This window comes from Treponema pectinovorum (assembly GCF_900497595.1).
In the GTDB taxonomy this organism is placed as follows: domain Bacteria; phylum Spirochaetota; class Spirochaetia; order Treponematales; family Treponemataceae; genus Treponema_D; species Treponema_D pectinovorum.
The window spans coordinates 19,131-45,382 of sequence record NZ_UFQO01000006.1; the positions used below are offsets into that span (position 1 = coordinate 19,131).

Here is a 26,252-nt window from a genome sequence, read left to right on the forward strand (position 1 = left end):
AATACAATATTATTGATAAAATTTTAAAACTGGGGCTTCCCCGCTAACGCGGGTCGGGCTACTACAGGTTGCGCTTACGCTCCAGCCTCCTCGCCTCTTTGCTCGACTGCGGTGGCCAAGCCTTTCGTACCCCTAAGCCTATAAAAAAATAACAGTATGCTATCCTTTTTTGTAATGTTATAAATGTTATACTTATAATAGAATAACTAAAAAACTCGATGGGAGAAATTATGAAGAAAATCATCACAAGCCTATTCTTAGCAGCATTTTGCATTCTTGCATCTTTTGCTCAAATTTCATTAGACAGCAAGATATATTCAAAAGTTCTTGGCAGCGTATTTGAAGTTGTAGTAGACAAAATAGAACAAGACGAAGTAACTTACGAAAAAGATTTGCCTTTGGAACGCCTGCCTTTTACTATCAGAAATGATAAATTCATTCCAATCGGAACAGCATTTCTCCTAGAAGACGGCAATTTTTATACAGCGGCACACGTTGTAACACTTTACGGCGACACAATATACAAAAACTTTTACATACGAGACCAGGAACAAAACACATACAAGATAGAAAACATAGAAAAGTTTTCAACTTCAAGAGATTTCATAAGGTTTTCAGTTCCATCATACAAAATAGACAAAACAAAAGGGCTTAAAATTCAAAAAGATATAGAAGTAAACACAACAGTATTTTCTGTCGGCAACGCCCTTGGCGAAGGAATAATAATCCGCACAGGAACATACACAAGTTCAACTTTCGAAGAAAAAGATGGAGCGTGGAAGTGGCTCAGGTTTTCAGCTGCAGCAAGCCCGGGAAATTCAGGTGGACCGCTGATAACAGCAAATGGCGATGTTGTTGGCATAGTTGCAATGAAAAGTGCAAACGAAAACCTAAACTATGCGCTTCCAATTCAAGAAGCACTGGATTCGCCACAAAACAAAGGAATAGTCGATTCTCGCTACTATTACACAATTCCAAATATAACAACAGAAAGATTTTACACAGAATGGAAGTACGAATGTGAACTTCCAAAACCTCTTTCTCAACTTCACAATGAACTTACACAGCTTTACAAAAAAAATATTCAAGACAGAGTCGAGCAAATTCGCGAAGAATACAATCCTTTTGGCAAAAAAGGACTTACAAATTTAAAAGGCAAAGCAGAAATCATGTATCAAGCGTATGGAGCACCTTTTCCGCTCACTTTCTATCTAAAAGATTCTGGAACTTGGGATTACGCACAGCCAAAAACGCAGCGCGTTCAACTGGAAAATAACGGATTTGTAGAGATTGGCCAGATGATGAACTATTATCTTTGCCGCATACACCGTCCAGATGATGTAACTATAGAAGACTTGGTAAAAAATCCAAAAGTCGTTACAGATTATTGCTTAAAAGCCTCAGGTCTTTATAGAACAGTTGCAAACGAAAACATAAAAATAACCTCACTTGGCAATCCAGTAAGAAGCGATACCCACAAAGACGTTTGGGGGCGCACTTGGCTCGTAAATTATTACAGAATCGATTTTTATGACGGCACTCTAGTAACCTACGCCCTGCCAATCCCAACAGGAATTTACGTAATGATGATGGCAAGTTCAAGCAGTTCTATCTACTCAGCCGACTATCTCGACTTAAATTTCGTAACAGACCATGTATACATCCGCTATGGCGGAAAAGTTAAAGACTGGAAACTCTACACAAAAGCCACAAAAGCTCTACAAGAATTAAAAAGCGAAAACGAAAAAGAGTTTAAAATTGCAGAAGAGTCAAAAAAACTAACTTTCAATTCAGCAGTGGCAGAATTTGAACTACCTTCAAAACTCATAAAATGGGACGACGAAACGCAGATAGTTGCAATTCAAGGCTTTGTAAAAAATCAAAATGGAATCGACTTAAAGACAGTAGCAACAGGAATATACACCGACGCAAAAAAGGGCGACTATCGCGGAATCTACGTACGAAAGATGTTCGCTCCACAAGAGGACGCACTCGAAGAAACAAAATCGGCTTGGAACAGCATAGTAAATGCAGTCGCTCCTTTTGACGGCACTCCATATAACGAAGAAAAACTCACCTACATCGACACAAGAGAATTTGCACAAGGATCTTCTCAACAAGATCCAAAAGAGTTGTATCTTTGGGCAGTAGAAGTAGAAGGTCAAAACAAATTTAAAGAAGCACAAAATTTCATCACAAAAATAAAAAAGAGCATAAAATTAAAATCATAAGGCGGCTCCCCTGCGGGTCGGGCTACTACAGGTTGCGCTATCGCTACAGCCTCCTCGCTCGCTTTGCTCGACTGCGGTGGCCAAGCCTTCCGTATCCCTAGCCGTAAAAAAAGGGTTTGCCACAACGACAAACCCTTGAATCTTTATATGAATAAATAAAACTAAGCTGCCTTAGTTTTGTCGCGATTTTTATCCATTGCGTCAATTATAAAATCTGTGGCGCTATCGATTTTTACACCAAGCCAAGAAAAAACAACACATCCAACTAAAATACAAGCAACTGTAATCAAACCTAATATCATATTTATCTCCAAAAAAAAATTCAGTATTTAAACTTAAAATTCTATAAATCTCACCGTTTTTATTTATCATTAAAAATTTTCAAAATCTTATCTAAATAAAACAATACAAACCACGGTGGACACAACAAAAATAGCTATAACAATACCAAAAGCCATTTTTCACTCCTGTATGCGATAATTTTAAAGATTGTCTGTGATTTTTTTTAAGAGAATCTAAGCAAAAGTTTGCTCAGTTATTAAAAAGGTTAGAAATTTATTTAAAGATAGGGGAATAAAAGAATCAAATTTTTTAATTCCAATAAAAATTGAATTTTTAGTAAAAGATTTTTCTTTTAAAGAAATAAAATCGGGAATGTTGTCCCAAGAGCGAAAATTCTGTCGGTCAACTATTTTTGTGTCTTTTATAGTCGGCAAAATCAAAAGAGTTTCATCATTTTCGGGAACACTCACAAGCTGAACATAATTATCGCTTGTAATTTTTGCAGTTTTCTTTACAGAACTGTCAAAACAAGCAAAGAGCAATAAGAGCGAACAAAAAATATGAAAAAAAACAGTCTTTCGCATAAAATTTCGGCAGACATAAAAGTCTGCCATTTTCTATTTATAAAATAACAAGTTATCGCAACGCAAATTTTAAATGCACACGATAACTTGCCTTTGTGGATACGACTAGCGTAATCCTCCGTAAGTTGCAATGAATACACCTGCGGCAATCGCAGTTCCAATTACACCTGCAACATTTGGTCCCATCGCATTCATAAGGATGAAGTTGCTTGGATCTTCGCTCTGTGCAACTCTATGCGCAACGCGAGCAGCCATTGGAACAGCAGAAACGCCTGCGGAACCGATGAGTGGATTGATTTTCTTTGATTTTGGCAAAAAGAGATTCATCAAATGAGCCATGCAAACACCGCCAGCAGTAGCAACGGTAAACGCAATAAGTCCCAAAAGGATTATACCAAGAGATTCTCCGCGGATTATCTTTTCTGGAGTCATCTGAGAACCAACACCCAAAGAAAGCAAGATAGAAACTATGTTCATCAATTCGTTTTCCATTGTTTTAGAAAGACGAGTTACAACACCAGATTCTTTTACAAAGTTTCCAAATGCAAGCATACCGATTAAAGGAGCAGCAGGAGGAAGCAAGAGGATAGTTATCAAAAGCAAAAGCATTGGGAACAGAACTTTTTCTGTTTTAGAAGGAGTCCTTGGATTTGGCATGTGAATCATTCTCTGCTTTTTTGTTGTGAGTAACTTCATAACAGGAGGCTGAATCATAGGAACAAGTGCCATGTAAGAGTATGCGGCAACAGCGATAACTGCCATCAATTCTGGGGCAAGTTTTCCAGAAACATAGATAGAAGTTGGACCGTCTGCTCCACCAATGATTGCAATAGCACAAGCCTGCATCATGTTGTAGTTAAGCCCCAAGAGATTCAAAACAGCAACACCAAAGAGTGTAAAGAATACACCAAACTGTGCAGCACCACCTAAAAGAGCTGTTTTAGGATTTGCGATAAGCGGACCAAAGTCTGTCATCGCGCCAATGCCCATAAATATCAGCATTGGGAAAAATTCGTTTCCAACACCAGCTTTATAGATTATTGCAAGCATTCCGTCGGGTAGATTACCCATTCCAGCACCTACGGCATTTACCAAAACAGTACCCATTCCAATCGGAATAAGCAAAAGAGGCTCAAATCCTCGGCCTGCACCTAAGTATATGATAAGGAAACCTACACACATCATCAGGAATGACTGCCAGCCAGGAGAAGTTCCCCAATTTGTGTTATTTGAATGTGCTACAGCATGTTCAAGTTCTTTTGCGTTGGCATTTTCAGCCATCACATCTTCTTCACTCTCAATGAACATTTTGTAAAAGCCAGTTGATTTTCCAATATTCTGTATAAACTGAATCGGATTTATGTTGAATTCGTCACCCCAAGTTTCAGTTCCTTTTATAATACGGTCAAGACCTTCACCTTCATGAGAATTAGTTGGTAAAACAGATGTTGTTTTTTCCTGAGCAACTTTTGTCTGAGCCAAAACCTTAGTTCCGGCACTCAAAACAAAGGCAACTGCAAAAATTGCAAGGCAAACGCTCATCACCTGTTTTCTATAATTTTTATTCAAATCAATCATTTTAACATTTCCTAAAAAGATTTAAGCAAGGAGAAATCCGTCTGAAAAACATTTTGATTTCTCCTCATTTTGCTTACTGGATAGAAGCAACTGCCTGTCCGTTAGAAACTTGAGTTCCTGTTGGAACAGTAAAGTGAACTTTACCCTGTGCACCAGCTTTTATTTCAAGTTCCATCTTCATAGATTCTATGATGATGATTGTTGTTTCAGCTGTTACAGTTGCACCTTCAGCTACTGCATATTTGAGCAAAGTACCTGCAACAGGAGCAGTTACAGTCTTTCCACCAGAAACCGCTACGGCAGGAGCAGCAGAAGCACTAGGTGCAGGAGAAGGAGCTGGAGCTGCCTTAACAACACCGCCAATAGTTGCAATAACCTGTCCGTTAGCAATTTGAGTTCCTGTAGGAACTGTATATGTTATTGTTCCGTCTGCTGGCGATTTTACTTCAAGTTCCATCTTCATAGATTCAACTATTATTATAGTCTGACCTTTAGAAACTTTTGTTCCGTTTGCAAAGCAATGTTTAAGAAGAGTTCCTGCAACTGGAGCTTTTACATCTTCTCCGCCAACGCTAGGAGCGGGAGCGGCAGCAGGTGCAGCGGCATTTGCACTAGCAGCACCAAAAGAAACATTGTAAGGAACACCGTCAACAGTAACAGAGTCTCCGTTAGAAACTACATTGTAAGCCTGGCCGTTTACTGTAACAGTGTATGAACCGTTAGAAGAAGCAGCGGCTTTTGGAGTTTCTTTAAGACCAAAAGTCTTTTCTGCATCAACAGGACCATTTGCCCTTGTTTCAAAGAATTTAGTAGCAACCTTAGGGAACATAGCATAAGTGAGTGTATCTTCAACAGAGCCGTTTCCACCGTTTTTCTTTGATTCTTCAACCATTTTATCCCATTCAGGTTCAATCAAATCTGCTGGGCGACATTCAACAGCTTTATCCATCTTATTGAGTTCAAGAGCCTTTTTAACGAGATCTGGATTTGGAGCTGCTGGAACTTTACCGTATCTTCCTGTAAGGAGATCGCGGAATTCGCCAGTCATATTGTTGTAACGTCCAAACAAAACATTAAATACAGCCTGAGTACCTACAATCTGAGATGTTGGTGTTACAAGTGGAACATAACCAACGTCTTTTTGAACAAGCGGAATCTCTTTTAAAACTTCGTCCATCTTGTCAGAAGCACCCTGCTGTTTTAACTGACTTTCAAGGTTAGAAAGCATACCGCCAGGAACTTGAGATTTTAAAATGCGTGTATCTGCTCCAAGGAATTTAGATTCCAAAGAAGCATAGTGATGACGAATCTCGCGGAAATATGCGGCAATTTCAAGCAAAGCAGAAATATCAAGGCCAGTATCAAACTCTGTTCCCTTGAGCATTTCTACAACAGTTTCTGTAGGAGAGTGAGAAGTTCCCATCGCCATAGAAGAAATTGCAGTATCAAGAACGTCAGCGCCAGCTTCAGCAGACTTCAATAAAGTTGCAACAGAAAGACCAGTTGTTGCATGAGAGTGAATTTCAACAGGAAGGTCAACTTTCGCTTTAATCGCTTTTACAAGGTCATAAGCTTCAAATGGTTTTAAAAGGCCAGACATATCTTTAATACAGATAGAATCAGCACCAAAATCAGCATAAGTTTTTGCAAGGTCTGCATAAATTTCTTTTGTGTGATATGGAGTTGTCGCATAAGAGATTGCCATCTGAACGTGTTTGCCAGTTTTTTTTGCAGCTTTAGTAGCGCGTTCAAGGTTACGAGGGTCGTTGCAAGCATCAAAAATTCTAAAAACATCAACGCCGTTTTTAGAAGCAGCCTCTACGAATTTATCAACAACGTCGTCTGCATAGTGGCGGTAACCAAGCAGGTTCTGTCCACGCAAGAGCATCATGATTTTTGTATTTGGCATTGCCGCATGGAGCTTTCTAAGGCGCTCCCAAGGGTCTTCATTCAAAAAGCGGATACAAGAGTCATAAGTTGCTCCACCCCACGCTTCCGCAGCCCAATAGCCGATTTTGTCAATTTTAGGAGCGATTGGCAACATATCTGCCAAAGTCATACGAGTTGCATGAAGCGATTGAGTTGCATCACGCAGTACGAGTTCAGAAATTCCTATTTTCTTAGCCATTTTATTTTTCCTTTTTGCTTTTAGTTTTTATTGTGCAAGGCAGTTGCAATAGCAGCAACCACAGCCTTTTGATCTGTTGCAACAGAAGTAGCAGGCGCTGCAACAGTTTCTGTTTTTGTTTCTTCTTTATCAAGGTTAAAAGCACGAACTGCAATTCTAAGCAAATTCATGCATCCAATCATGATAATGAGAAAACCGAAAACGACACACATCCCAAGCAGAGTAAGAATTGCACTCTGACTTAGCATAGAACCAATTGTCATATTTCCCCCATGAAAAATGAAATTCAAATAAATATAATTTGAACGATTATAAATAAATAAAGGGCTTTATTCAATATGACAAAAAGGAGCAAACAGTTTGATATATTTTATCTTTAAGAGAAATTACAATGGCTTGCTCGCCGTAAAAACTAAAAAATCGCGACGAATCGAAAAAAAATTGCGTCAAATCCGCCAGCAAAACAATCGCTAAAAAAGGTCTTGCATTCCGTAGAGTTTACCTTTTAAAAGTTCACCGCTTTTCAATTTTGCAACGAGCTTTTCCAAAGCAACAACACTCCCCTTTGCAAAACCTTCGCGATTTCTCGCCCTGTGCGTAAGTTCAATTTCATCAGCAGGAGAATCAAAAAATACAGTGTGCGTTCCTGGCACAAATCCCACTCGAGTTGAACTTACATGCAGTTCTTCAACCTTTGGCCGCTCGTGAAAAGCGTCAAAAACCATTTTTGTCTTTGTTTTATTGCCGGTCATTATGCGCCTTGCAACTTCGAGCGCAGTTCCAGAAGGGCTGTCTGCTTTTTGATTGTGGTGCGCTTCCCAAACCGCAACATCATATTCGCTGTATTCGGCCATAATTTTTGCAGCCTCTTCCACAATCTTATAAAACATATTGACACCAATCGAAAAATTAGAGGACCTCATAACAGTGCCTTCATTTTTTGCACATAAATCAGCGATATAATCTTCTTTTTCAGCCCAGCCAGTAGTTCCAACAACAACAGGAAGTCCCAGCGGAATCAAAGCCTCTAAATTGCCGATAACGCTCAACGGATGCGAAAATTCAATAATGCCCTCGGCTCCACTTTTTTTTACAGCTTCAAAAACCGCCCTGCCGTCGCCCATGCCAACAATACAAGAAGCATCCTTTGCAGAAATGTCGACAGTAGCAACAATCTCGTTTCCGCTTTCCAAAGCACATTTTTCAATCATGTGCCCCATTTTTCCGTATCCAACAAGTGCAATTTTCATAACAAAACTCCCTAAAATGAATGCTCATTATATTTTTAATTTGGGCAATCCGGCAGAAAATCTGCCGTCGCGCTCTTCGCACTTACGCGCATAAAGCGCTTCATTCGACGCGCTTTTTTCAAAGTCGCTTACGAACGCAAAGCGGTGCTACGATCGCTATTGCGTTTTATATCTACAAGTCAAAAAGAGCAGAATGCAAAATCTGCACAACCTGATTCGACTGACTCGTGTCAACCAAAAAACTTATATTAACTTTGCTCGCCCCCTGAGAAATCATCTGCACATTGATTTTTGCTTTGTTCAACGCGGTAAAGGTATCTTCAAGTATGGAACTGGAATTTGAAGCATCGCAGATTATCGTAACAATAGCCTTATCTTTTTTTACAGTTACAGCAGCAGCATTTTTTAAATCTTCGACAAGTCCTGTAAGATCACAACTTCCGTTTACAGTAAGAGAAACAGAAACTTCAGAAGTTGCAATTACATCAACACTTACATTCCATTTTAAAAACTGGTTGAACACGTGTGCCAAAAATCCTGAAGCTCCAAACATATTGTTAGACTGAATATCGATTAAGTTTACGTTTTTAACGCTTGTTATAGCGATAACCCTAGGAGTTTTTCCTGTATGTTTTTCTAAAATAACAGAGCCGGAACTTTTTATGTTGTAAGAGTTTTTTACTCGTACAGGAATTTTACTCTTTGCACATGGCACCATAGAGCGTGGATGCAAAACCTGAGCTCCAAACATTGCAAGTTCCTGCGCTTCTTCGTAAGTTACTTCCGGAACAGTGCGAGCCTCTTTTACGATGCGAGGATCAGTGGTCAATATACCATCAACATCTTTCCAGGTTTGAATTTCATCAACGCCCAAAGCAGAGCCAAGCATTGTTGCAGAAAGATCGGAGCCTCCGCGCCCTAAAGTTGTTATAACGCCGTTTTTATCTTTTGCTATAAAACCCGTAACAATAGGAATTTCTTTTTGAATGCCTTTTTTGTAATCGCTAAATTTTTGAGGAATCGTCTGCCAAACATCGCTTAAAAGCTCCGCATTCATAAAATTGGAATCGCTTACAAAACCAACATCCCACGCATCATAAAATTTTGCAGGAACTTTTAAAGTGTTTAGATACGAAGCCATCATACGAACAGACATTCTCTCGCCAAAACTCACAAGATAATCCCTTGAGCGTTTTGAAAGTTCATGCAACATGCTTATACCAGTAAGCAGGGTTTTAAGTTCAGTTAAAAGTTCTTTTATTTCAGAAACATCTATGCCGAGTATAGAGGCAGTTTCAAAATGCAGTTTTTCAATCTTATCGATGTCGACTTTCCCATTTACAGCAAAATCCGCCGCTTCCAGAAGATAATCTGTTGTATCGCCCATAGCACTTAAAATGACTAAAGGCCTCTCGTCTTTGTATTCACTAATTATAGAAGCAACGTGCTTTATTCTTTGCGCATCGGCAACGCTAGAGCCGCCAAATTTCATTACAATCATAGTCGAAAATTATAACGAAATGTTCACACCTGCTCAACTTAAAAATTAAGACGTGAAAAAAAGTTAAGACTCTTCACAAGAAGTAAAAACCACTTCCAATTTTGGAAGGTCTATCTTCTGAACTTTTACGCTTATTTCGCCGTTTAATTCGCACTTAATTCCTGCTATCGAAGTTTCTATCCCCAATTCTTTTATAAAAAATACAGTCTGCTTTGGTTCTATAGAAAGGCAAACCGCGGTTCCTTTCCAAGTGGGATTTTGCAGGAGATAAACAAGAGTCCAATGGAGATTGCTATTGCGTTCCGCCTGTTTTGCAGCTCTTGCCGCAGCGTCTCCTGCACTTACCCTGAGCAAAACTTCATCCTTATCGAGCAATTTTTCTCCCTTTATAAACGCCCTTAACTGTTCGTGAACAAGCAAATCCCCATAGCGTCTTAAGGGTGAAGTAACCTGAGTGTACATACTCAATCCTAAAGCGGCATGAGAAGAAGGCGTTACTCCAACATTTCGTTTTCGCATGCACCTTCTAAGGCGATACTGCCCGGCAAGCCCAGAAGGAATATCCGATGGAATGTCGCTAGAATCCTGGCTTATAAAAGGAATCGGAATGGAATTTTTAAAAGCGAAAAGGCTCGCTCCTTCTCCTGCGAGAATCATCGCTTCGCGAACAACTTCTCCGCTTTCGTAGTGCACAACTTCTTCAAGGCTAACTTTTTTGGTTTGGCTATCAACGCTCACATGGATCTCTGGCATATTCACGCTCATTGCACCTTTTTTTGCCCTGCGCTGTGCATTTTTTTTTGCAATCTCAAAAAGTGGCTTTAATTCTGGACTATCCTTTAGTTCATCTGCTTTTTGATAGGTGAGGCGTTTTACATTTACTATTGTTCTAAGCACCGTGCAATCTTGAATTTCACAATTTTCGTCTAACTTTATCTTAAAACTTAAAGCAAGGCTTTTTTCTTTTAAACCCAAAGCGTAATCTTCTATGCTATCTTCGCAAAGCATGCGGGCTGCTCCTTCAGGAAGATACAAAGTTGCACCTCTGTTGCGGGCAGATTTTTCGATAGGGCTGTCTGGAAAAACCGTGCTTGCAGGATCTGCAATGTGAATCCACAAAAACTCACCGTCAAAACCTATAGCGTCGTCTGGATCTGTAGACCATGGGCTGTCTATCGCATAACTAAAGCCTGGAACTGTAAACCTTTCTTCTTCTGGCGGAGTTTTTAATGTTATATCCGCACTCTTAGCACTCAAGCCCCACCTTAACGGATAAGGATTACGAGTTATATCCCAGATTTTTGTTTTTAATAGGATTTCATGAGCTTTTTCTGGAGTTTCTTTAAATCCCGCTTCTTTTAGGACTTTGCATTTGTCGCTCATTCCAAGAGCAAAGGCTTCAACTTCGCCCATAAAACGAGAATCTGAAGGTAAATCCAAAGAAAAATTTCTAAGGCGCTTTATAAAAAGTTCCCTCAACTCTTGCGAGTGCTCTTTTTCAAAAAGTTTATTTTTAATCTCTTCAATTTTTTCCAGCGAACGTGGAACAAAACTGATTTTTACATTATTTACGTCCGTAGAATCAAGTTTTTCTTCAAAAAGCAAACTTTCTTTTGCGGCACGATACACACCCCAAGATTCATCTGGCTTTTTTGTTCCTCTCAAAAGTTCAAAAAAATCATCAAATCCTATAGGCGAAGACGAAGTATCTTCTTCGCTCAAAAGCAATTCGTGAAGTTCTTCAAGCTGCTTAAAAACTTCACCTTCTTTTTTTAAAGCGAGTTCTTCAAAATCAAGGCAAGAGTCAAGGCTTGTCGCAGAATCTTCGCTCAAAACTACGACATCGCGGCTCCTAACTTTTTGACTTGCAAAAACGACTTTTTTTCCAGTTTGGCAGGCTCGGCTTACGCACCAAGTTACGCTAAATTTTTCACCTTCAAAATCCCCAACAAGCGAACAAGCATTTTTATATATTACAACGGAATTTTTTTTCATACGCCCCACTTTCAAGCGAGGATTTTACAGGATAAATTCAGCTTTTTCAATTCAAAATACAAAGACAAAAAAAATCCCCGCCACAAACGCAACGGGGATTTACTTAAAAATCAATTAAAGGTGCAAATTACCACTTCTTTTCGATTTCTGGTTCGCAGATGTTTATCTCTGTATCCATTGCAAAGAACTTTGCCTTTTCCATATTTGGAGTAAAGTTTACAGTGTCGCCAAGGCTTGGATTTACATTAGATTCACAGCGGGCAACGATGTTCACATTTTGAATCTGAACAAATACGTGAGTTTCTGCTCCGAGTGGTTCTTTGTTTGTAACTTTTACAGACATATTGTTTTCTGAAGCAGGAGCTGCGTGATATTCGAGGTCTTCTGGGCGAACACCAAACCAGACATCTTTTCCAACGTATGCTTTTAAATGCTTCTGCTGAGTTTCTGTTGGAACGAGAGAGAATGTTCCTTCATCTGCTACAACTTTGCCGTTCTTTTCTGCAATCTTTACTTTAAAGAAGTTCATTGGAGGGGTTCCGATAAAGCCTGCAACAAATTTGTTGATTGGATGATTGTAAAGATACAATGGCTCGCCAATCTGCTGGATGCGTCTGTCTGACATTACAACGATTTTTGTGCCCATCGTCATCGCTTCAATCTGATCGTGTGTAACGTAAATCATTGTAGCCTGCAAGCGATGATGTAAATCTGCGATTTCTGCACGCATTGAAACTCTCAACTTTGCGTCGAGGTTAGAAAGAGGTTCGTCAAACAAGAATACTTTTGGTGAGCGCACTATTGCTCGTCCTACTGCAACGCGCTGTCTTTGTCCACCAGAAAGAGCCTTTGGCTTACGAGTTAAATAATTGTCCAAATCGAGAATGCGAGATGCTTCTCGAACACGGCGTTCAATTTCTGCCTTGTCTACCTTGCGGATTTTTAGACCAAAAGCCATGTTATCGTAAACAGTCATGTGCGGATAAAGCGCATAATTCTGGAATACCATCGCAATGTTGCGGTCTTTTGGCGGAATATCGTTCATCAACTCGCCGTCGATGTAAAGTTCACCACCAGTGATGTCTTCCAAACCTGCAATCATGCGGAGTGTTGTAGATTTTCCACAACCAGATGGACCTACGAATACACAAAATTCGCGGTCTTCGATAGTTACATTTGATTTTTCTACAGCAAGAACATTGCCGTCGTAAATTTTTGTAACGCCTTTAAGTTCAACCTTTGCCATTTAGTTTCCTCCTCGTGGCAATAAGAAAGCAAACGCTCTCTAAGGGATTATATTATGAATGTCATCTTAAAAAAAATGATGGATTTTTTCAATAGAAGAAATAACGATAGGCTCAAGTGCGACAAAAATCACAGAAAACAAAACGGCAGGAATGTAGTTTGCAGTTTTTATCTTTTTTATTCCCATCAAGTTTAGTCCGATAAAAAATACCAGTATTCCACCGCTACCTGTAAGCTCTGCAATCAATTTTTCGCTTACAAAAGGTTCAATCAAAACAGAAAGCGCCGTCAAAGCTCCCTGATATAACAAAATTGAAACAGCACTAAAAACAGTTCCAACTCCCATTGCAACAGCGATTCCAATCGAAATAAAACCGTCCAATACGGATTTTAACAAAAGTATTGAATAATCTTTTTCTATGCCTGCTTTAAGAGAACCCACTATGGCCATTGCACCAACGCAAAACAAAACAGAAGAATTTAAAAAAGCATACGCAAAGTTTTTTTTAGGTTTACCTTCTGCAAATTCTGTAAGTCCACGATTTATCTCTCCAGAAGTTTGAATTTTTGCATCTTCATTTGTATCTTCACTTTCCTGTTTAAATATGCGAGCCAAAGCTTTTCCAACTTTTAAAACCTTCCCATCTATGTCGAGCGCAGTGCCTAAAATTCCGCCCAAAACCATAGAAAGAGCAAGATAGACAACATTTCGATATTTAAAAGCCATCTGGATTCCCATAACAATAGTAACTCCACCACAAGCAAGTTGAATTGAATCCGTTATTTTTTGAGCAATGCGTTTTGAAAAAAGAATTCCAATCAAAGAACCTAAAGCAATAGAAAAACAGTTTATAAAAACAGCAATCATAAAAACTCCGATACAGTCAGACTAAAATAAAAAAGGACTGCTCAAAATGAACAGTCCCTAAAATTGCGGAGAAGCTGACTTGAACAGCCACGACTTGCGTCACCAGCACCTCAAGCTGGCGTGTCTACCAATTCCACCATCCCCGCAGGTGAATGACATATTAGCCAATCACTTAAAATTGGTCAATATAAAAAATTGCTTTTTTTTACAAATTTACTTTTATAAAATTTAAAAAATAAAACTTTTATCAAAAAGAAGAATTATCAAGTCCTCCCTGTTTTATCTGGAAATGCGAAAATTCCATGCTAAAACTTGCCCTTCCTTGAGTTACTGAACGCAGATTTGTTGAAAATCCAAACATCTTTGCCATGGGAGCAGTACAGTGCACTATTTCTCCAGACGATTTTGAATCTTGACCGCTTATAATTCCTCCTCGCTGTGTAATCTGGCTTATCGCTTCGCCAACAAACTCAACAGGACAAGTTATGTCGACGCTCATAACAGGCTCTAAAACTTGAGGATTTGCCTTGCGTGCGGCTTCGTCAAAGGCTTGCGCTGCACAGGCAGTAAATGCAAAAGGAGTTCCAGAAATTTCGTTATAGTCGATTTTTGTAACCTTTACGCCAACATCTGCACAAGGATAGCCATAGCGAATTCCTGCTGCAAATGAATTTTCTATTCCGGCTTTTACTGCATCAAAAATTTCTTCTGGAATGTTTTGATTTCTTGCAACAGCACATTCGTAAGTGTTTCCTGTTCCTTGAGGATTTTGATTTATAGTTAAAGTAAGGGATGCGGTATTTTCTTTTCCTGCAAGCACCTTTTCCCAAACGCAGGATTCTTCTGCCTGTGTACTTACGGATTCTCGATAAGTAACTTGAGGAGCGCCAACATGTGCTTTTACTCCAAAATCGTCTTTCATCCTCGTAACTAGAACGTCGAGATGAAGTTCGCCCATACCGCTTATTATAAGCTGACCTGTTTCTGCATCTTCATGGCTTGTAAAAGTTGGATCTTCGCGACTCATGATGGCAAGAGTTTCTGTCAACTTATCTTTATCCGAAAGAGTTTCTGGTTCTATCGCGATAGAAATTACAGGCTCCGGAAATTTTAGATTTTCGAGCATCACTGGCATTCCTTCTGAACCTAAAGTGTCGCCAGTTGAAGCGAGTTTTAATCCTACAAAAACTGCAATATCGCCAGCACTAACGCTATCCATCTGCTCCATTCGGTTTGCATTTACACGCAAAATTCTGTTTACGCGCTCGCGTTTTTTCTTTGCGACATTTAAATATTGGCTTCCTGCTGTGAATTTTCCTGAATATACGCGAACAAAACACAAAGGTCCCATTTCCCTGTCCTGCTGAATCTTAAAGACAAGTCCTAAAGGCATCTTTTTTTCGTCGCAGAAAACTTCAACTTCTTCCTCTTTGTCTTTTTTGATGTGAATCCCTTTTGCAGGCGGAACATCGGTTGGACAAGGCAAATAGTCGATGACACAGTCTATTAAAGGCTGAACTCCCTTATCGCGTCGGGCAGAGCCCAAAACGCAAGGAACGATAGAGCGATTGATAGTTGAGCGCCTTATTGCCGCTTTTAGCATTTCATTAGAAATTTCCTTTCCTTCAAGATATACATTCCCAAGTTCGTCATCGCTTGAAGCAACATCATCTATGAGTTTTTCGCGCCATTTGTTTGCATCTGCAAGTCTTTCATCAGCAATATCTGTTTCTGTAAAAGTTTCGCCTTCATCTTCCTGATTCCAGCGGATTTCTTTCATTTTTATTAAGTCGATAAGGCCTTCAAAATTTTCTCCCTGCCCGATAGGAAGCTGCAAGGCAACGGTATTTGCTCCAAATTTTTCTTTTACATCGTTTATCGAATAGAAAAAATCTGCACCAACTCTGTCCATCTTGTTTACAAAACAAAGGCGAGGAACGTTAAATTTGTCCGCCTGGTGCCAGACTGTTTCTGTCTGTGGCTGAACTCCGTCAACCGCACATATAACCGCAATCGCACCGTCCAAAACTCTAAGCGAGCGTTCAACTTCTGCGGTAAAATCCACGTGCCCCGGAGTGTCGATTATATTTATCGTGTAGCCTTTCCACTGTGTCGTTATGGCAGCAGAAGCTATCGTTATGCCTCGTTCTTGTTCCTGCTTCATAAAATCCATAGTTGCAGCGCCATCGTCAATTTCGCCAATCTTGTGAATTTTTCCAGTGTAAAAAAGTATTCGTTCTGTTGTTGTAGTTTTTCCAGCATCTATGTGCGCCATGATTCCGATATTGCGCATCTTTGAAAAATCTTGTGCCATCTTCTTTAATCCTAAAAATAAAATGTGAAACGAGTATATCGAAAAAAAAATGTCCTAACAATAAGGATCTAAAAACGAAGGAAGTAAATCTATTGAAGGTAAAATTGAAAAACACATCTTTGAAATTTCTTCTGTGGGTTTTATTAAATCTGGAATCATCACAACTTTCATTCCTGCCCCAAATGCAGAGCGAACGCCGTTTGGACTGTCTTCTACCGCAAGGCAGTTTTTTGGCTCTACAGAAATTGAATTGCACGCTTTTATGTAGATTTCTGGGTCTGGTTTTGAGTGAGCAACGCTGTCGCCGCAGGTAAAAGTCTTAAAATAATCGAAAAGCTCTGCTTCTTTTAACTGCCTTAAAACCGTTTTTCTTCTTGTAGAACTTGCTACAGCCAAAGGAATTCCTGTTGAAAACAGACTTTTTAAACAGGAATCTACACCTTTCATCTTTGGAATTCCGTCTGTTTTTTCTACTTCTTTAAAAAGTTCTACAGAAGAAAGATAAAAATCTTCTGCATCAAAATTTTTGTCTTGTGGCGAAAAAAAATCCGTAAGCGTTGACAGCGTATCCTGCCTAGCCTGACCTACGCACTTGTAGTAAACTTCGTCAACATTTTTTAAACCGCGCTTATCTGCTTCAATTTGCCAGCATTTTTTACAGATGCTTTCCGTATCCAAAAGAACGCCGTCCATGTCAAAGATAACAGCTTTTAAGTTAAAACCGATTTGTTTCATAGTGGAAGATTTTAGAAAAATCTCTTTTTTACTTCAAGAACAGTTGACACAAAATACCTGTTTTTATATATTGATAAAACCTTGCATTCCCCGATTGTGTAATGGTAGCACTTCAGATTCTGGTTCTGACTGTGGGGGTTCGAATCCTCCTTGGGGAACTAAAAATGACTGACCGCGAGTCAGTTTTTTTTTCGGCTCCATCGAATATCGGTTTAGTTCATCGCCCTCTCAAGGCGGAGAGACGGGTTCGACTCCCGTTGGAGCTATTAAATTTCTTTTCTATCAAGACTATTCATAAAACAGATAACTTTTTATAAACAAAAATTGGCAAGTCGCACCGCGAAGTGAGCGCCGATGCGGCAGGGTCTACTTGTAGCCCCGCTACCCACCTGCGAGCTTCCATCGGCAAGGGATTGGCATCAAAGAAAAACCTCCGTATTTTTCTTTGATGGACAGTTTTTGCAAAACTGTCAACATTGCTTGTAAGTCGCACCTCCGTGTGCGACGATGCGGCAGGGATTGGAGTGGCGCGAATGCGGCCACCGCAGCGAGCGTAAGCGAGTGAGGAGGCTGGAGCGCAAGCGAAACCACGCAAAGCCCGATTTTTGCGAAACTCAAGTGGAGCAAAAAGCCGCCCGAAATCTTTGAAAAAACTTCATCTTCTTGCAAAAGCCGCTTTTCTCTCGTAAAATCAAAAAAGTATGAATCTATTGACTGGCACCGTTTTAAACGGTTCTAACAATGTTTTTGAAGTTGAAACTATTTCACAGGAAGATAACGTCGCTTCTGTTCGCGCATGCACCTTAAAAAGCAAAAGGCTTAAATCCGATAAAAAATATTACAATCCGCTCGCTCCAGGGGACATTGTTGAAATTGAAGTTGACAAACTTGAAGATAAAAAGGGACAGATTGTGAATTTGCTGCCTCGAAAAAATACCTTTGTGCGCTGGAATGTAAAAGGCCGCGCTCCTCAACTTTTGGCCTGCAATTTGGATTACATCCTTTTGATAACAACGCCCGAAGAGCCTGATTTTCGACCTCGTTTTATAGACAGAGCACTTGCACAAGCAGAAAAGCAACAAATTGAGCCTGTGATTATCGTAAACAAATGCGATCTTCCTATGGCTCAAGACAAGGATTTTTTAACGCGAATCAATATTTGGCAGGAAATTGGATACAAGGTTATGAAAGTTTCTGCTAGAACTGGCGAAGGTTTTGTTGAACTTTCTGAATTGATATTGAACAAACTTTGTGCCTTGGTCGGGCAATCTGGTGTTGGAAAATCTTCTATGATAAATGTTCTAGACAATTCTGTCGTATTAAAAACTGGGAGCCTTTCTAAAAAATACGGCAAAGGAAGCCACACAACAACAAAAGGCTCTCTTTTACACATTAAATTAAACGAAGCGTTGACTGGTGGAATTCACGGTTCGGTTGCGTCAATTATAGATACTCCTGGTGTAAGGCGCTTTGTTTTGGACGATATTCCTTACGAAGATTTAGCACTGTATTTTAGAGAGATGGCGCCCTTTGTTGGCAAGTGCGATTTTGGAATGAGCTGCACGCACACTTGTGAGCCTGGATGTAAAATCTTAGAAGCGGTTGAGTCGAAAATCATAAGCGAAGAAAGATTTGACAGCTGGAAAAAAATATCGCAAGAGATAAAAACTGGCAGTTGGTCTGATTAAAAAATGTGGCATACAAAAACTCTCGAAGATTTAGCATACTTTAGAATCAGGGATTCGATTGCAGTTTTTTGTGTTGCAAGCGAATCTCAAGAACTTTTTAAACAAAAACTTCCTCTAACAGATTTGTCAAAAATTGAAGAATTAAAGGATTTAAGCAGAGAATGGGAACTCACCCTTACAAAAAATCCTTCGCTTGCTGTAAAACCTTGGGAAAGCATTCATTCTTTTTTTAAAATCTTAAAAGTTCAAGGTGCAACCTTAGACCAAGAACAATTTTATGCGATTTTAACTTTTACGCTTTCTGCATCCTTTTTTGCTTTATCGATAAGCGAAGTTTCAAAAGAATTAAACATAAAAAATTTGCTTTGCCTTTCTCAAAAATTGCCAATTAGCGAAGCAGAGCAAGTTAGAGATGAAATCTTAAAAGTTTTGACAAAAGACGGGAAATTAAAAGACCTTCAAATTCTAAAAGAAATCCGAAATCAAATCGCAGTTTTGCATTCAGAAATTGCTGGTGCGCTAAAAAAATACACGAGCGATTCAAGTCTTTCCCAAGTCCTTGCAAGCTCTGTTCCTGTTTTTAGGGCGGAACGCCAGCTGCTCGCAGTAAAAGCGAATATGAAGTCAAGAATCTCTGGAATCATTCACGAAGTAAGTTCCACTGGACAAACTATTTTTATAGAACCCAATGAAGTTGTACGAAAAAATAACGAACTCATTCAAAAAGAATTTGAACTTCAAATTGAAATCAAAAAAATTTTTACTGAATTAACCCAAAAAATTGCACCGTTTACAGATTCTCTGCGTTCCGCTTTAAAAACTATGACGATTTTAGACCAAACTTGTGCTGTTGCACTTTGGGGAATCAAAAACAACTGCACTTATGCCATTCCATGCTTACAAAATGACAAAACATCACTTCCGCCACAACTCATCGCTGCACGCCATCCGCTTTTAGGAGAAAAAGCAGTTCCCATAGATATGAAATTTCTTGAAGGCAAAAACATCCTTATTATAACAGGACCAAACACCGGTGGAAAAACCGTAAGTTTAAAAACATTTGCTTTGTTTTCGCTTTTAAATCAGACTGGTTTTCCTCTTCCTACTAAAGACGGAACAAGGCTTCCTGTGTTCAAGTCGCTTTTTGCAGATATTGGCGATGAACAATCGATTGACCAAAGCCTTTCAACCTTTTCTGCCCACATGAAAAACATTGCCGCCGCTGTAAAAAATGCGGATTCATCTAGCCTTGTTCTTTTGGATGAACTTGGAAGCGGAACAGACCCTCAGGAAGGTGGCGCAATCGGAATGGCTGTACTGGATCAGCTTATTGAAAAAAAAGCCTTTGTCTTAGTTACGACCCACCATGGAATTTTAAAAAATTATGGATACACAAATGCAGCCTGCATAAATGCGAGCGTAGATTTTGACAACGCAACTTTAAGCCCAACATACAGGCTTTTGATGGGAGTTCCAGGCGAAAGCCATGCCTTAGACATTGCAAAACGCGCAGGACTTCCGTCTTGTACCGTCGAAAAAGCGAAATCTTACATAAACAATGAGCAAGCAGATGTAAGCACCCTGATAAAAGGCTTAACGCAAAAATATGCCCAGATAGCAAAGACAGAAATGGAAATTTCTTCGAGAGAAAGACAGCTTACTGAGAGAGAATTGAAATTTGAACAAAAAAATCTCCAGCTCAAAGAACGAGAAATAGAATTAAAAGAGCGAGAGAAAATTGAATCCAACGATTTTGTTGCCGAAACACACAAGACGCTTGAAAATCTTGTAAGGACACTGCGCGAGGGCGAAATAAATCGAGAAAAAACCTTGAGTGTAAAACATTTTCTGTCTTCACTTTCTAAAAAATTAGAGAACGAAGAACTTGCACTCCAAAATGAAAAACAAAAATGGGAACAGAAAAAAGACGCTTTTGAAGAAAAATTAAAAGAAAATTCAATGCGAAGCGAAAACGGAATTTTAATCTCAAAAGAAAACTCAAAACATTCTTCAAGCAAAAAAACAAAAAAGAAGCTGAGCAACAAAGAAGCTTTAGCCTTTGCAAAAGTGAGCGACATAGAAAATCCTTACGCACAAAAAAATATTGAAGAAAAAATCGCTCCTCTTGTGTTCAAAGAAGGAGCAGAAGTTACTCACCGGCCTACAAAAACAAAAGGAGTTTTGGTGGAAAATGTGCGAAGGGGACTTTGGGCTGTTCAAATCGGCTCTATAAGGATGAACATAAAAGAAAAAGACCTTGAACTTCTGCCGCAGTCAAAAAATAAAGCGAGCGTTAGCATTGAACTTGCAAGCGGCACTTTTGGAAAAGCAAAACCGGAATTTGAGCTTAGACTTTTGGGATTACGCGAAGAAGAGGCGATAAAAGCACTTGAGCGGCAGCTAGACTTGTGTCAAATTCACAATTTTAAAAATTTTTCGATAATTCACGGAAAAGGCAACGGAATTTTGCAACAGGCAGTTCAAGACTATCTAAATCAATATCCTGCTGTAAAAGATTTTCATTATGCAAGCGCAGAAGACGGTGGATTTGGAAAAACTTGGGTTGAATTAGATTAAATAAATTTTAAAATCAGCAATTAAAAACGATAAACGAAAATCTCGTAAAGTCAAAAATTTGCATATAAATCATTTAATAAAAAAAATCGACAAGTTTACCCTTATTTGACAGGGAGTGCATTTTTATACATAATTTATGCATAAATATAAAAAAAAGGAATGCAAGATTGAAAGAACGCACTACAAGGCTAAAATCTATAAGAAAACTCATAAAAAACAACAGGATAAAAAGTCAAGAAGAACTGCTTTCCCTTTTGAATAAGGAAGGTTTTGAAGTTACTCAGGCAACACTTTCGCGCGATTTAAAACTTTTAAAAGTCGGAAAGGTAAGCGACGGCAATTCAGGATATGTGTACAGCCTTGCAAGCGAAGAAGAACGAAGCGAAAACGAATCTCTTTTTGTGCAGGATTTTTTGCGTGGCTATGTGAGCATAGAGTGGAACGAAAGCACTGTTGTAATAAAAACTTTTGGAGGACAAGCAAATTCTGTTGCAAACGCTTTAGATAATCTAAATATGGAAGAAATTTTAGGAACAGTCGCTGGCGATAACTGCATTTTTGCAAGCCTTAGAAAAGGAATTTCTGGCGAACATTTTATAAAGTCTTTAAAAAAACACATCCCAAATCTCGATGACTAAAAATTCAGGAGCACAGTTTTATGATAACACTAACTATTGAAGGCAAAAAAATTGAATGCAAATCAGGAATTTGCGGAAACGAAATCGCTTCTAATTTTAAAGAAAATCCATTTCCTCTAATGGCAATTTTTGTAAACAACGAGATAAATTCACTCACTTCAAGAATAGATGTAAACGCAGAAATAAAGCCTGTTTATCTAAACACAAAAGATGGAGCACTGATATACAGGCGCTCGCTTTGCTTTATACTTGCAGCTGCTTCTCATGCTCTTTTTCCTGAAAAGAGGCTTTTGATTGGTCACAGCCTCGGCTCAAGTTACTACTACACCTTTGACGGCAAGAGCGTTACAGAAAAAGAAATTGCAATGCTCAAAGATAAGATGAACGGAATCATCTCTAAAAACGAAACGATAAAAACTCAAGTTGTTTCCTATGCCGATGCCTGCCGCCTTTTTGAACGGCAAGGGCTTGTTGAAACACGCCACCAACTAGATTTTAAATGCCCGCCAAAAGTTGTAATAAATACGCTTGGAGATTTTTCGGATCTTTATCAAGGACCATTTGCGGAATTTGCAGGACAGATAAAACTTTTTAATCTTATCCCTTATGACGACGGATTTTTGCTTCAATTTCCGGAAGAAAAACATCCCGATGTTTTGGGAGCATTTATCGACAATCCAAAAATTTTTGAAATTTACAAGCGCTACAAAGCGTGGGGAAAACAAGTTGATGTAACTTCGGCTGCAGACATAAACGAATTGATTTTAAAAGGGAAAATCAACGATTTTATCGACATAACAGAAACTTTTCAGGCACAAAACTATGCGCAGGTTGCAAAACAGATAAGCGAGCGAAAAAATGTAAAAGTCGTGCTGATAGCAGGTCCTTCTTCGTCTGGAAAAACAACTTCTGCAAAAAAACTTGCACTTCATCTTCAGGCACTCGGATACAATCCAAAAGTTATAAGTTTAGATAATTATTATGTCGGAAGGACAAAAAATCCAAAGGACGAAAACGGAAATTACGATTATGAATGTTTAGAAGCGTTGGATATTCAGCATTTAAACGAAAATCTTAACGACCTTTTTTCTGGAAAAGAAATAGATGTGCCTTCGTACAATTTTGACATTGGCGAACGATATTACACAGGCGAAAAGATGCGGCTCGAAGACCACGATATTCTGATTATGGAAGGCATTCACGGTCTAAACGATAAATTAACGTCAAAAGTAAAAAATGAATACAAATTTAAAATCTATCTTTCGGCTTTAACTCAGTTAAACTTAAACGATCACAACCGCCTTGCAACAAGCGACAACCGTCTTATAAGAAGAATCGTGCGGGATTCAAATTACAGGGGAAAAAGTGCGGCAGACACGATTGGAATGTGGGAAAGCGTGCAAAAAGGAGAAAAATTACACATCTTTCCGTTCCAAAACAATGCAGATGCAGTTTTAAACACCGCTCTCGACTACGAAATTCCAGTTTTAAAAGTATATGCGAGTCCTCTTTTGAGAGCTGTAAAACCAACACAGGCAGAATACAGCGAAGCATGCAGGCTTTTGCGATTTTTGGATAATTTTGATTTGATTCCAGAAACATATATTCCAAAACAATCGATAATAAGAGAATTCATTGGCGGTTCAAGTTTCCGATATTAGAAAATTAAAACCGTCATTTTTAGTAGATATGAAAATCTAGCTCCGCAAAATCTTTGAATTGTTTATGTCGTCGGTTTCTTTTTCTTCTTTACGTTTGTTTTCTGCTTTCCATTCTTCTTTGCGTGCTTGTTTTAGTTTTTCTAACGCTTTAACTTTCATCATCGCATCTTTCATCACTTCGCGTTTTTGCTGCGTTACAAGTTGCGCCTGTGTTTTTTCCTGCAACAATTTTTCTTTGCGCTGCTCTAATAGATTTAGATACTGATTTGCGGTAAAAAGTTCATTTAAATCAGAAATGCTATCGGCTTCTTTTACCGTAGAAACTTTTTGTCTTGCAACCATTTCGAGAGTGTTGTCGATTGACGCTTCATGACTTATCGCTTTTCCAAGTTCAACTTGAGCCTGTTCCTGTTCAAATTCGCGTAAATCAAGGATTTTTTGCATATTGAAGGAAAATTTTTTCAATTATGAGCCTGCTTAAAGTTTTTCTTGAGGACTTACTCCACCCATCAGTTTTATTGCATTTGCAGTCTGCTCGAGGGAAGAATTTTCTGTAGAGTCGTCGAGTGTTTCTGTCGAAAAAGCATTGGTATTGGAAACATCGTCAATCTTTTTTTCGCGTACTATCTGCGCTGTGGTTTTCTTTCCCTGTGCAACATCTTCTTCGTATTCGCTTTCTGGGATTGGAATTTCTGCAACTGCACTTAAAATCTGCAAAGTATTTTCTATAGTGCAGTGGTCAGTTTTTTGCTGAGTCAAAAGTGCTTCGATTGCAGAATGTTTATCTATCGCTTCGTCAATTTCAGGATTATTTCCCTTCACATAAACACCAGCATTTATCATATCTCTGTTTTCTTCGTATATAGAAATTAAACGACTTACTTTGTTTACGGCTTTTTGAGTTTCGACTCCTGTAACATCGTCCCAAAGGCGACTTATTGATGAAGTTACATCGATTGCAGGAAAATGCCTTTCTTTAAATAGGCGACGGCTTAAAACTATATGGCCATCCAAAGTTCCACGAACTTTATCGCTTACTGGCTCGTTTAAATCATCGCCATCAACCAGAACTGTATAAAATGCCGTTATTGAACCTTTCTCGTTGGTTCCGCTGCGCTCCAGAAGTTTTGGAAGCATATCCCAAACGCTTGCAGGATAGCCGCTTTGGGTTGGAGGCTCGCCGTTGGCAGTTCCAATCTCTCTTTGTGCATGGCAAAAACGAGTAACGCTATCCATCATCAGCATTACGTCTTTGCCCAAATCTCTAAAATATTCGGCAATCGCAGTTGCTGTATACGCTGCACGCAGACGACAGATTGAACTTTGATCACTAGTTGCCACAACGACAACAGAACGCTTCATTCCTTCTGCGCCTAAGTCGTTTTGAATAAAATCCATAACTTCTCGCCCACGCTCGCCTATAAGACCTATGACATTGATATCTGCATTCGTGTTTCGCGCTATCATAGAAAGCAAGGTGGATTTTCCAACTCCAGAGCCTGCAAAAATTCCGATTCGCTGTCCTTTTCCGCAGGTTAAAAGTGAATCTATCGCTCTAACTCCTGTTACTATGCGCCTGTTTATTTCTTTTCTTTTGTAAGGATTAGGAGCTGGTGCAACAGCAGGATAAAATTCGTCGTTTTCTAAAGGACCTTTATCGTCATACGGATGACCCAAGGCATCTATTACGCGCCCTAAAAGACAACTGCCAACAGGAACCCTCAATTCTTTAGCGCTTGCGACAACTTCGCTTCCAACCATTATGCCTTTGGTTTCGCCATAGGACATTAAATTTACAGCGTTTTTTTCTTTGTCAAAACCTACAACTTCTGCAATAACATTCGTACCGTCAGAATTTTTTATAGTGCACAGCTCTCCCACTTTTGAATACGGACCGCAACTTTCAATCATCAAGCCTTTTACGCTTGTAACAGAGCCCGTATATAAAATGGTTTCCGCATCTACAACGGTTTTAAGATATTTTGTAAAAAACTGTTCCATAAAAATTCCCACCCAAAATCTTTTTATGAAAGAGGATCAGGCTTTTGCATGGTCTTTACAGGAGAAATTTCTAATATCTTATTTTCAAGTTCAGAAAGTTGACTAGAAATCCTTGCGTCAATTGCTCCAAAATCGGTTTCTACAATGCAACCGCCCTTATCAACAGAGCCGTCTTCCACAACCGTTATTCCTTTGATATTTTCCACTTGAGCGATAAAATCTTTTATGTGTTCTGTTGTAAGTTTTACATCTTCTATATTTACGCGGATTGTTACATCTCCACGCCCTTTTACCTTTTTTAATGCGGAAAGAACGTTTGCCATTACAACCTGCTTTTGATTATCGGACATTATCTTTACGACTTTTCGGCTCATCAACAAAACCAATTCAACAATCTGCTGTTCAGTTTCGTTTAAAATTTCTTCGCGCCTGTTCATCACCGCTTGGAGAATTTTATGACTCCGCTCGATTAAGCGAGAAACCTCTTCTTTTCCAGAAGCAAAGCCACTTTCTTCGCCGTTTTTATATCCGTCTTCGTAAGCATTTTTGCTGATTTCTTTTTTATCTCCTTCAGCTTTTTTAAGAATCTCACTCGCCTCGTATTGAGCATTCTTTATTATTTCGTCCGCTTTTGTTTGAGCCTCGGTTTTTATAGTTTGAGCTTCATCGGTTTGTCTTTTTACTTCTGCAAAAGCGGCTGTTTTAGCGTTTTCAATTATCGTGCTCGCTTCTTGATTTGCTTCATCGAGCATGCTCTGCTTTTCAAGTTCCCATTTTTCCTTGTAGTCATTAGCCTGTTTTTCAAGCTCTTCAATAGTTGGACCTGTGTATTGTGGAACTTCTTCAACTTCAACTTCTTCGACTGGTGGTTCAAAATTATGCACAAGCGCAAGTTTAAAATCGCCATCTTTGTTTTTTACTTCATTGGGCTGAAACAAGTTTTTATTCATACACTAATCCCTCTACCTAAAAACAA

The 26,252-nt window shown here is 39.1% G+C and carries 20 protein-coding genes and 3 tRNA genes; 7 read left to right on the forward strand and 16 right to left on the reverse strand.

What is annotated here, in order from left to right:
* The first annotated feature begins 230 nt into the window (after window positions 1-230).
* Window positions 231-2,231, forward strand: coding sequence for a S1 family peptidase (locus tag FXX65_RS08665; RefSeq protein ID WP_187116250.1), 2,001 nt, complete (start codon window positions 231-233; stop codon window positions 2,229-2,231).
* A gap of 161 nt (window positions 2,232-2,392) precedes the next feature.
* On the opposite strand, the gene FXX65_RS09660 is transcribed toward FXX65_RS08665, so the two are convergent.
* From FXX65_RS09660 to FXX65_RS08725, 13 genes are all read right to left on the reverse strand, one after another.
* Complete coding sequence (locus FXX65_RS09660; protein WP_187116251.1) at window positions 2,393-2,533, reverse strand: hypothetical protein; 141 nt, start codon at window positions 2,531-2,533, stop codon at window positions 2,393-2,395.
* 213 nt (window positions 2,534-2,746) lie between these two features.
* Entirely contained in the window at window positions 2,747-3,127 is a 381-nt protein-coding gene (locus FXX65_RS08670) for a hypothetical protein (protein ID WP_147612725.1), read from the reverse strand.
* A gap of 75 nt (window positions 3,128-3,202) precedes the next feature.
* Window positions 3,203-4,675 carry a sodium ion-translocating decarboxylase subunit beta gene (locus FXX65_RS08675; RefSeq protein WP_147615943.1) on the reverse strand — a complete coding sequence of 491 codons (1,473 nt, stop codon included), beginning with the start codon at window positions 4,673-4,675 and terminating at the stop codon, window positions 3,203-3,205.
* 73 nt (window positions 4,676-4,748) lie between these two features.
* The gene (gene oadA / locus FXX65_RS08680; RefSeq protein ID WP_147615944.1) at window positions 4,749-6,803 is read right to left on the reverse strand and encodes a sodium-extruding oxaloacetate decarboxylase subunit alpha; all 2,055 of its coding nucleotides are present in this window, start codon (window positions 6,801-6,803) and stop codon (window positions 4,749-4,751) included.
* Window positions 6,804-6,823: 20 nt separating this feature from the next.
* A complete protein-coding gene (locus FXX65_RS08685; protein ID WP_147612728.1) occupies window positions 6,824-7,066 on the reverse strand; it encodes an OadG family protein in 243 nt (80 codons plus the stop codon).
* A gap of 207 nt (window positions 7,067-7,273) precedes the next feature.
* Entirely contained in the window at window positions 7,274-8,053 is a 780-nt protein-coding gene (dapB, locus tag FXX65_RS08690; RefSeq protein ID WP_147615945.1) for a 4-hydroxy-tetrahydrodipicolinate reductase, read from the reverse strand.
* Window positions 8,054-8,225: 172 nt separating this feature from the next.
* Window positions 8,226-9,554, reverse strand: a complete 1,329-nt coding sequence (locus tag FXX65_RS08695; protein WP_147615946.1) for an aspartate kinase — start codon at window positions 9,552-9,554, stop codon at window positions 8,226-8,228.
* A gap of 63 nt (window positions 9,555-9,617) precedes the next feature.
* Window positions 9,618-11,549, reverse strand: a complete 1,932-nt coding sequence (locus tag FXX65_RS08700) for a ribonuclease catalytic domain-containing protein (RefSeq protein ID WP_147615947.1) — start codon at window positions 11,547-11,549, stop codon at window positions 9,618-9,620.
* Between the two features lie 127 nt (window positions 11,550-11,676).
* Complete coding sequence (locus tag FXX65_RS08705) at window positions 11,677-12,795, reverse strand: ABC transporter ATP-binding protein (protein WP_147615948.1); 1,119 nt, start codon at window positions 12,793-12,795, stop codon at window positions 11,677-11,679.
* Window positions 12,796-12,861: 66 nt separating this feature from the next.
* Window positions 12,862-13,662, reverse strand: a complete 801-nt coding sequence (locus FXX65_RS08710; RefSeq protein ID WP_147615949.1) for a DUF554 domain-containing protein — start codon at window positions 13,660-13,662, stop codon at window positions 12,862-12,864.
* Between the two features lie 64 nt (window positions 13,663-13,726).
* Window positions 13,727-13,808: transfer RNA gene (locus FXX65_RS08715), tRNA-Leu, on the reverse strand.
* Window positions 13,809-13,909: 101 nt separating this feature from the next.
* The gene (gene fusA / locus FXX65_RS08720) at window positions 13,910-15,976 is read right to left on the reverse strand and encodes an elongation factor G (RefSeq protein ID WP_147615950.1); all 2,067 of its coding nucleotides are present in this window, start codon (window positions 15,974-15,976) and stop codon (window positions 13,910-13,912) included.
* A gap of 54 nt (window positions 15,977-16,030) precedes the next feature.
* A complete protein-coding gene (locus tag FXX65_RS08725; protein WP_147615951.1) occupies window positions 16,031-16,711 on the reverse strand; it encodes an HAD family hydrolase in 681 nt (226 codons plus the stop codon).
* A gap of 87 nt (window positions 16,712-16,798) precedes the next feature.
* On the opposite strand from FXX65_RS08725, the gene FXX65_RS08730 reads away from it, so the two are divergent.
* The 6 genes from FXX65_RS08730 to FXX65_RS08755 all read left to right on the forward strand — a co-directional run bounded on the left by FXX65_RS08730 (window position 16,799) and on the right by FXX65_RS08755 (window position 23,275).
* Window positions 16,799-16,869: transfer RNA gene (locus FXX65_RS08730), tRNA-Gln, on the forward strand.
* Window positions 16,870-16,904: 35 nt separating this feature from the next.
* Window positions 16,905-16,977, forward strand: a tRNA-Glu gene (locus tag FXX65_RS08735).
* Between the two features lie 435 nt (window positions 16,978-17,412).
* On the forward strand, window positions 17,413-18,399 hold the full coding sequence (gene rsgA, locus FXX65_RS08740; protein WP_147615952.1) for a ribosome small subunit-dependent GTPase A: 987 nt from the start codon (window positions 17,413-17,415) through the stop codon (window positions 18,397-18,399).
* A 3-nt stretch (window positions 18,400-18,402) separates the two neighbouring features.
* Window positions 18,403-20,976 (forward strand): endonuclease MutS2, encoded by a 2,574-nt coding sequence (locus FXX65_RS08745; protein WP_147615953.1) that lies wholly within the window; start codon window positions 18,403-18,405, stop codon window positions 20,974-20,976.
* 167 nt (window positions 20,977-21,143) lie between these two features.
* Window positions 21,144-21,614, forward strand: a complete 471-nt coding sequence (gene argR, locus FXX65_RS08750) for an arginine repressor (protein WP_147613696.1) — start codon at window positions 21,144-21,146, stop codon at window positions 21,612-21,614.
* Between the two features lie 20 nt (window positions 21,615-21,634).
* Window positions 21,635-23,275 (forward strand): nucleoside kinase, encoded by a 1,641-nt coding sequence (locus FXX65_RS08755; RefSeq protein ID WP_147615954.1) that lies wholly within the window; start codon window positions 21,635-21,637, stop codon window positions 23,273-23,275.
* A 36-nt stretch (window positions 23,276-23,311) separates the two neighbouring features.
* On the opposite strand, the gene fliJ is transcribed toward FXX65_RS08755, so the two are convergent.
* From fliJ to fliH, 3 genes are read right to left on the reverse strand one after another with little or no spacing between them, the layout of a single operon-like run.
* The gene (gene fliJ / locus FXX65_RS08760) at window positions 23,312-23,740 is read right to left on the reverse strand and encodes a flagellar export protein FliJ (protein ID WP_147615955.1); all 429 of its coding nucleotides are present in this window, start codon (window positions 23,738-23,740) and stop codon (window positions 23,312-23,314) included.
* A 12-nt stretch (window positions 23,741-23,752) separates the two neighbouring features.
* Window positions 23,753-25,276 carry a FliI/YscN family ATPase gene (locus tag FXX65_RS08765; protein ID WP_147615956.1) on the reverse strand — a complete coding sequence of 508 codons (1,524 nt, stop codon included), beginning with the start codon at window positions 25,274-25,276 and terminating at the stop codon, window positions 23,753-23,755.
* Window positions 25,277-25,299: 23 nt separating this feature from the next.
* A complete protein-coding gene (gene fliH, locus FXX65_RS08770) occupies window positions 25,300-26,226 on the reverse strand; it encodes a flagellar assembly protein FliH (RefSeq protein ID WP_147615957.1) in 927 nt (308 codons plus the stop codon).
* Window positions 26,227-26,252: the final 26 nt, after the last annotated feature.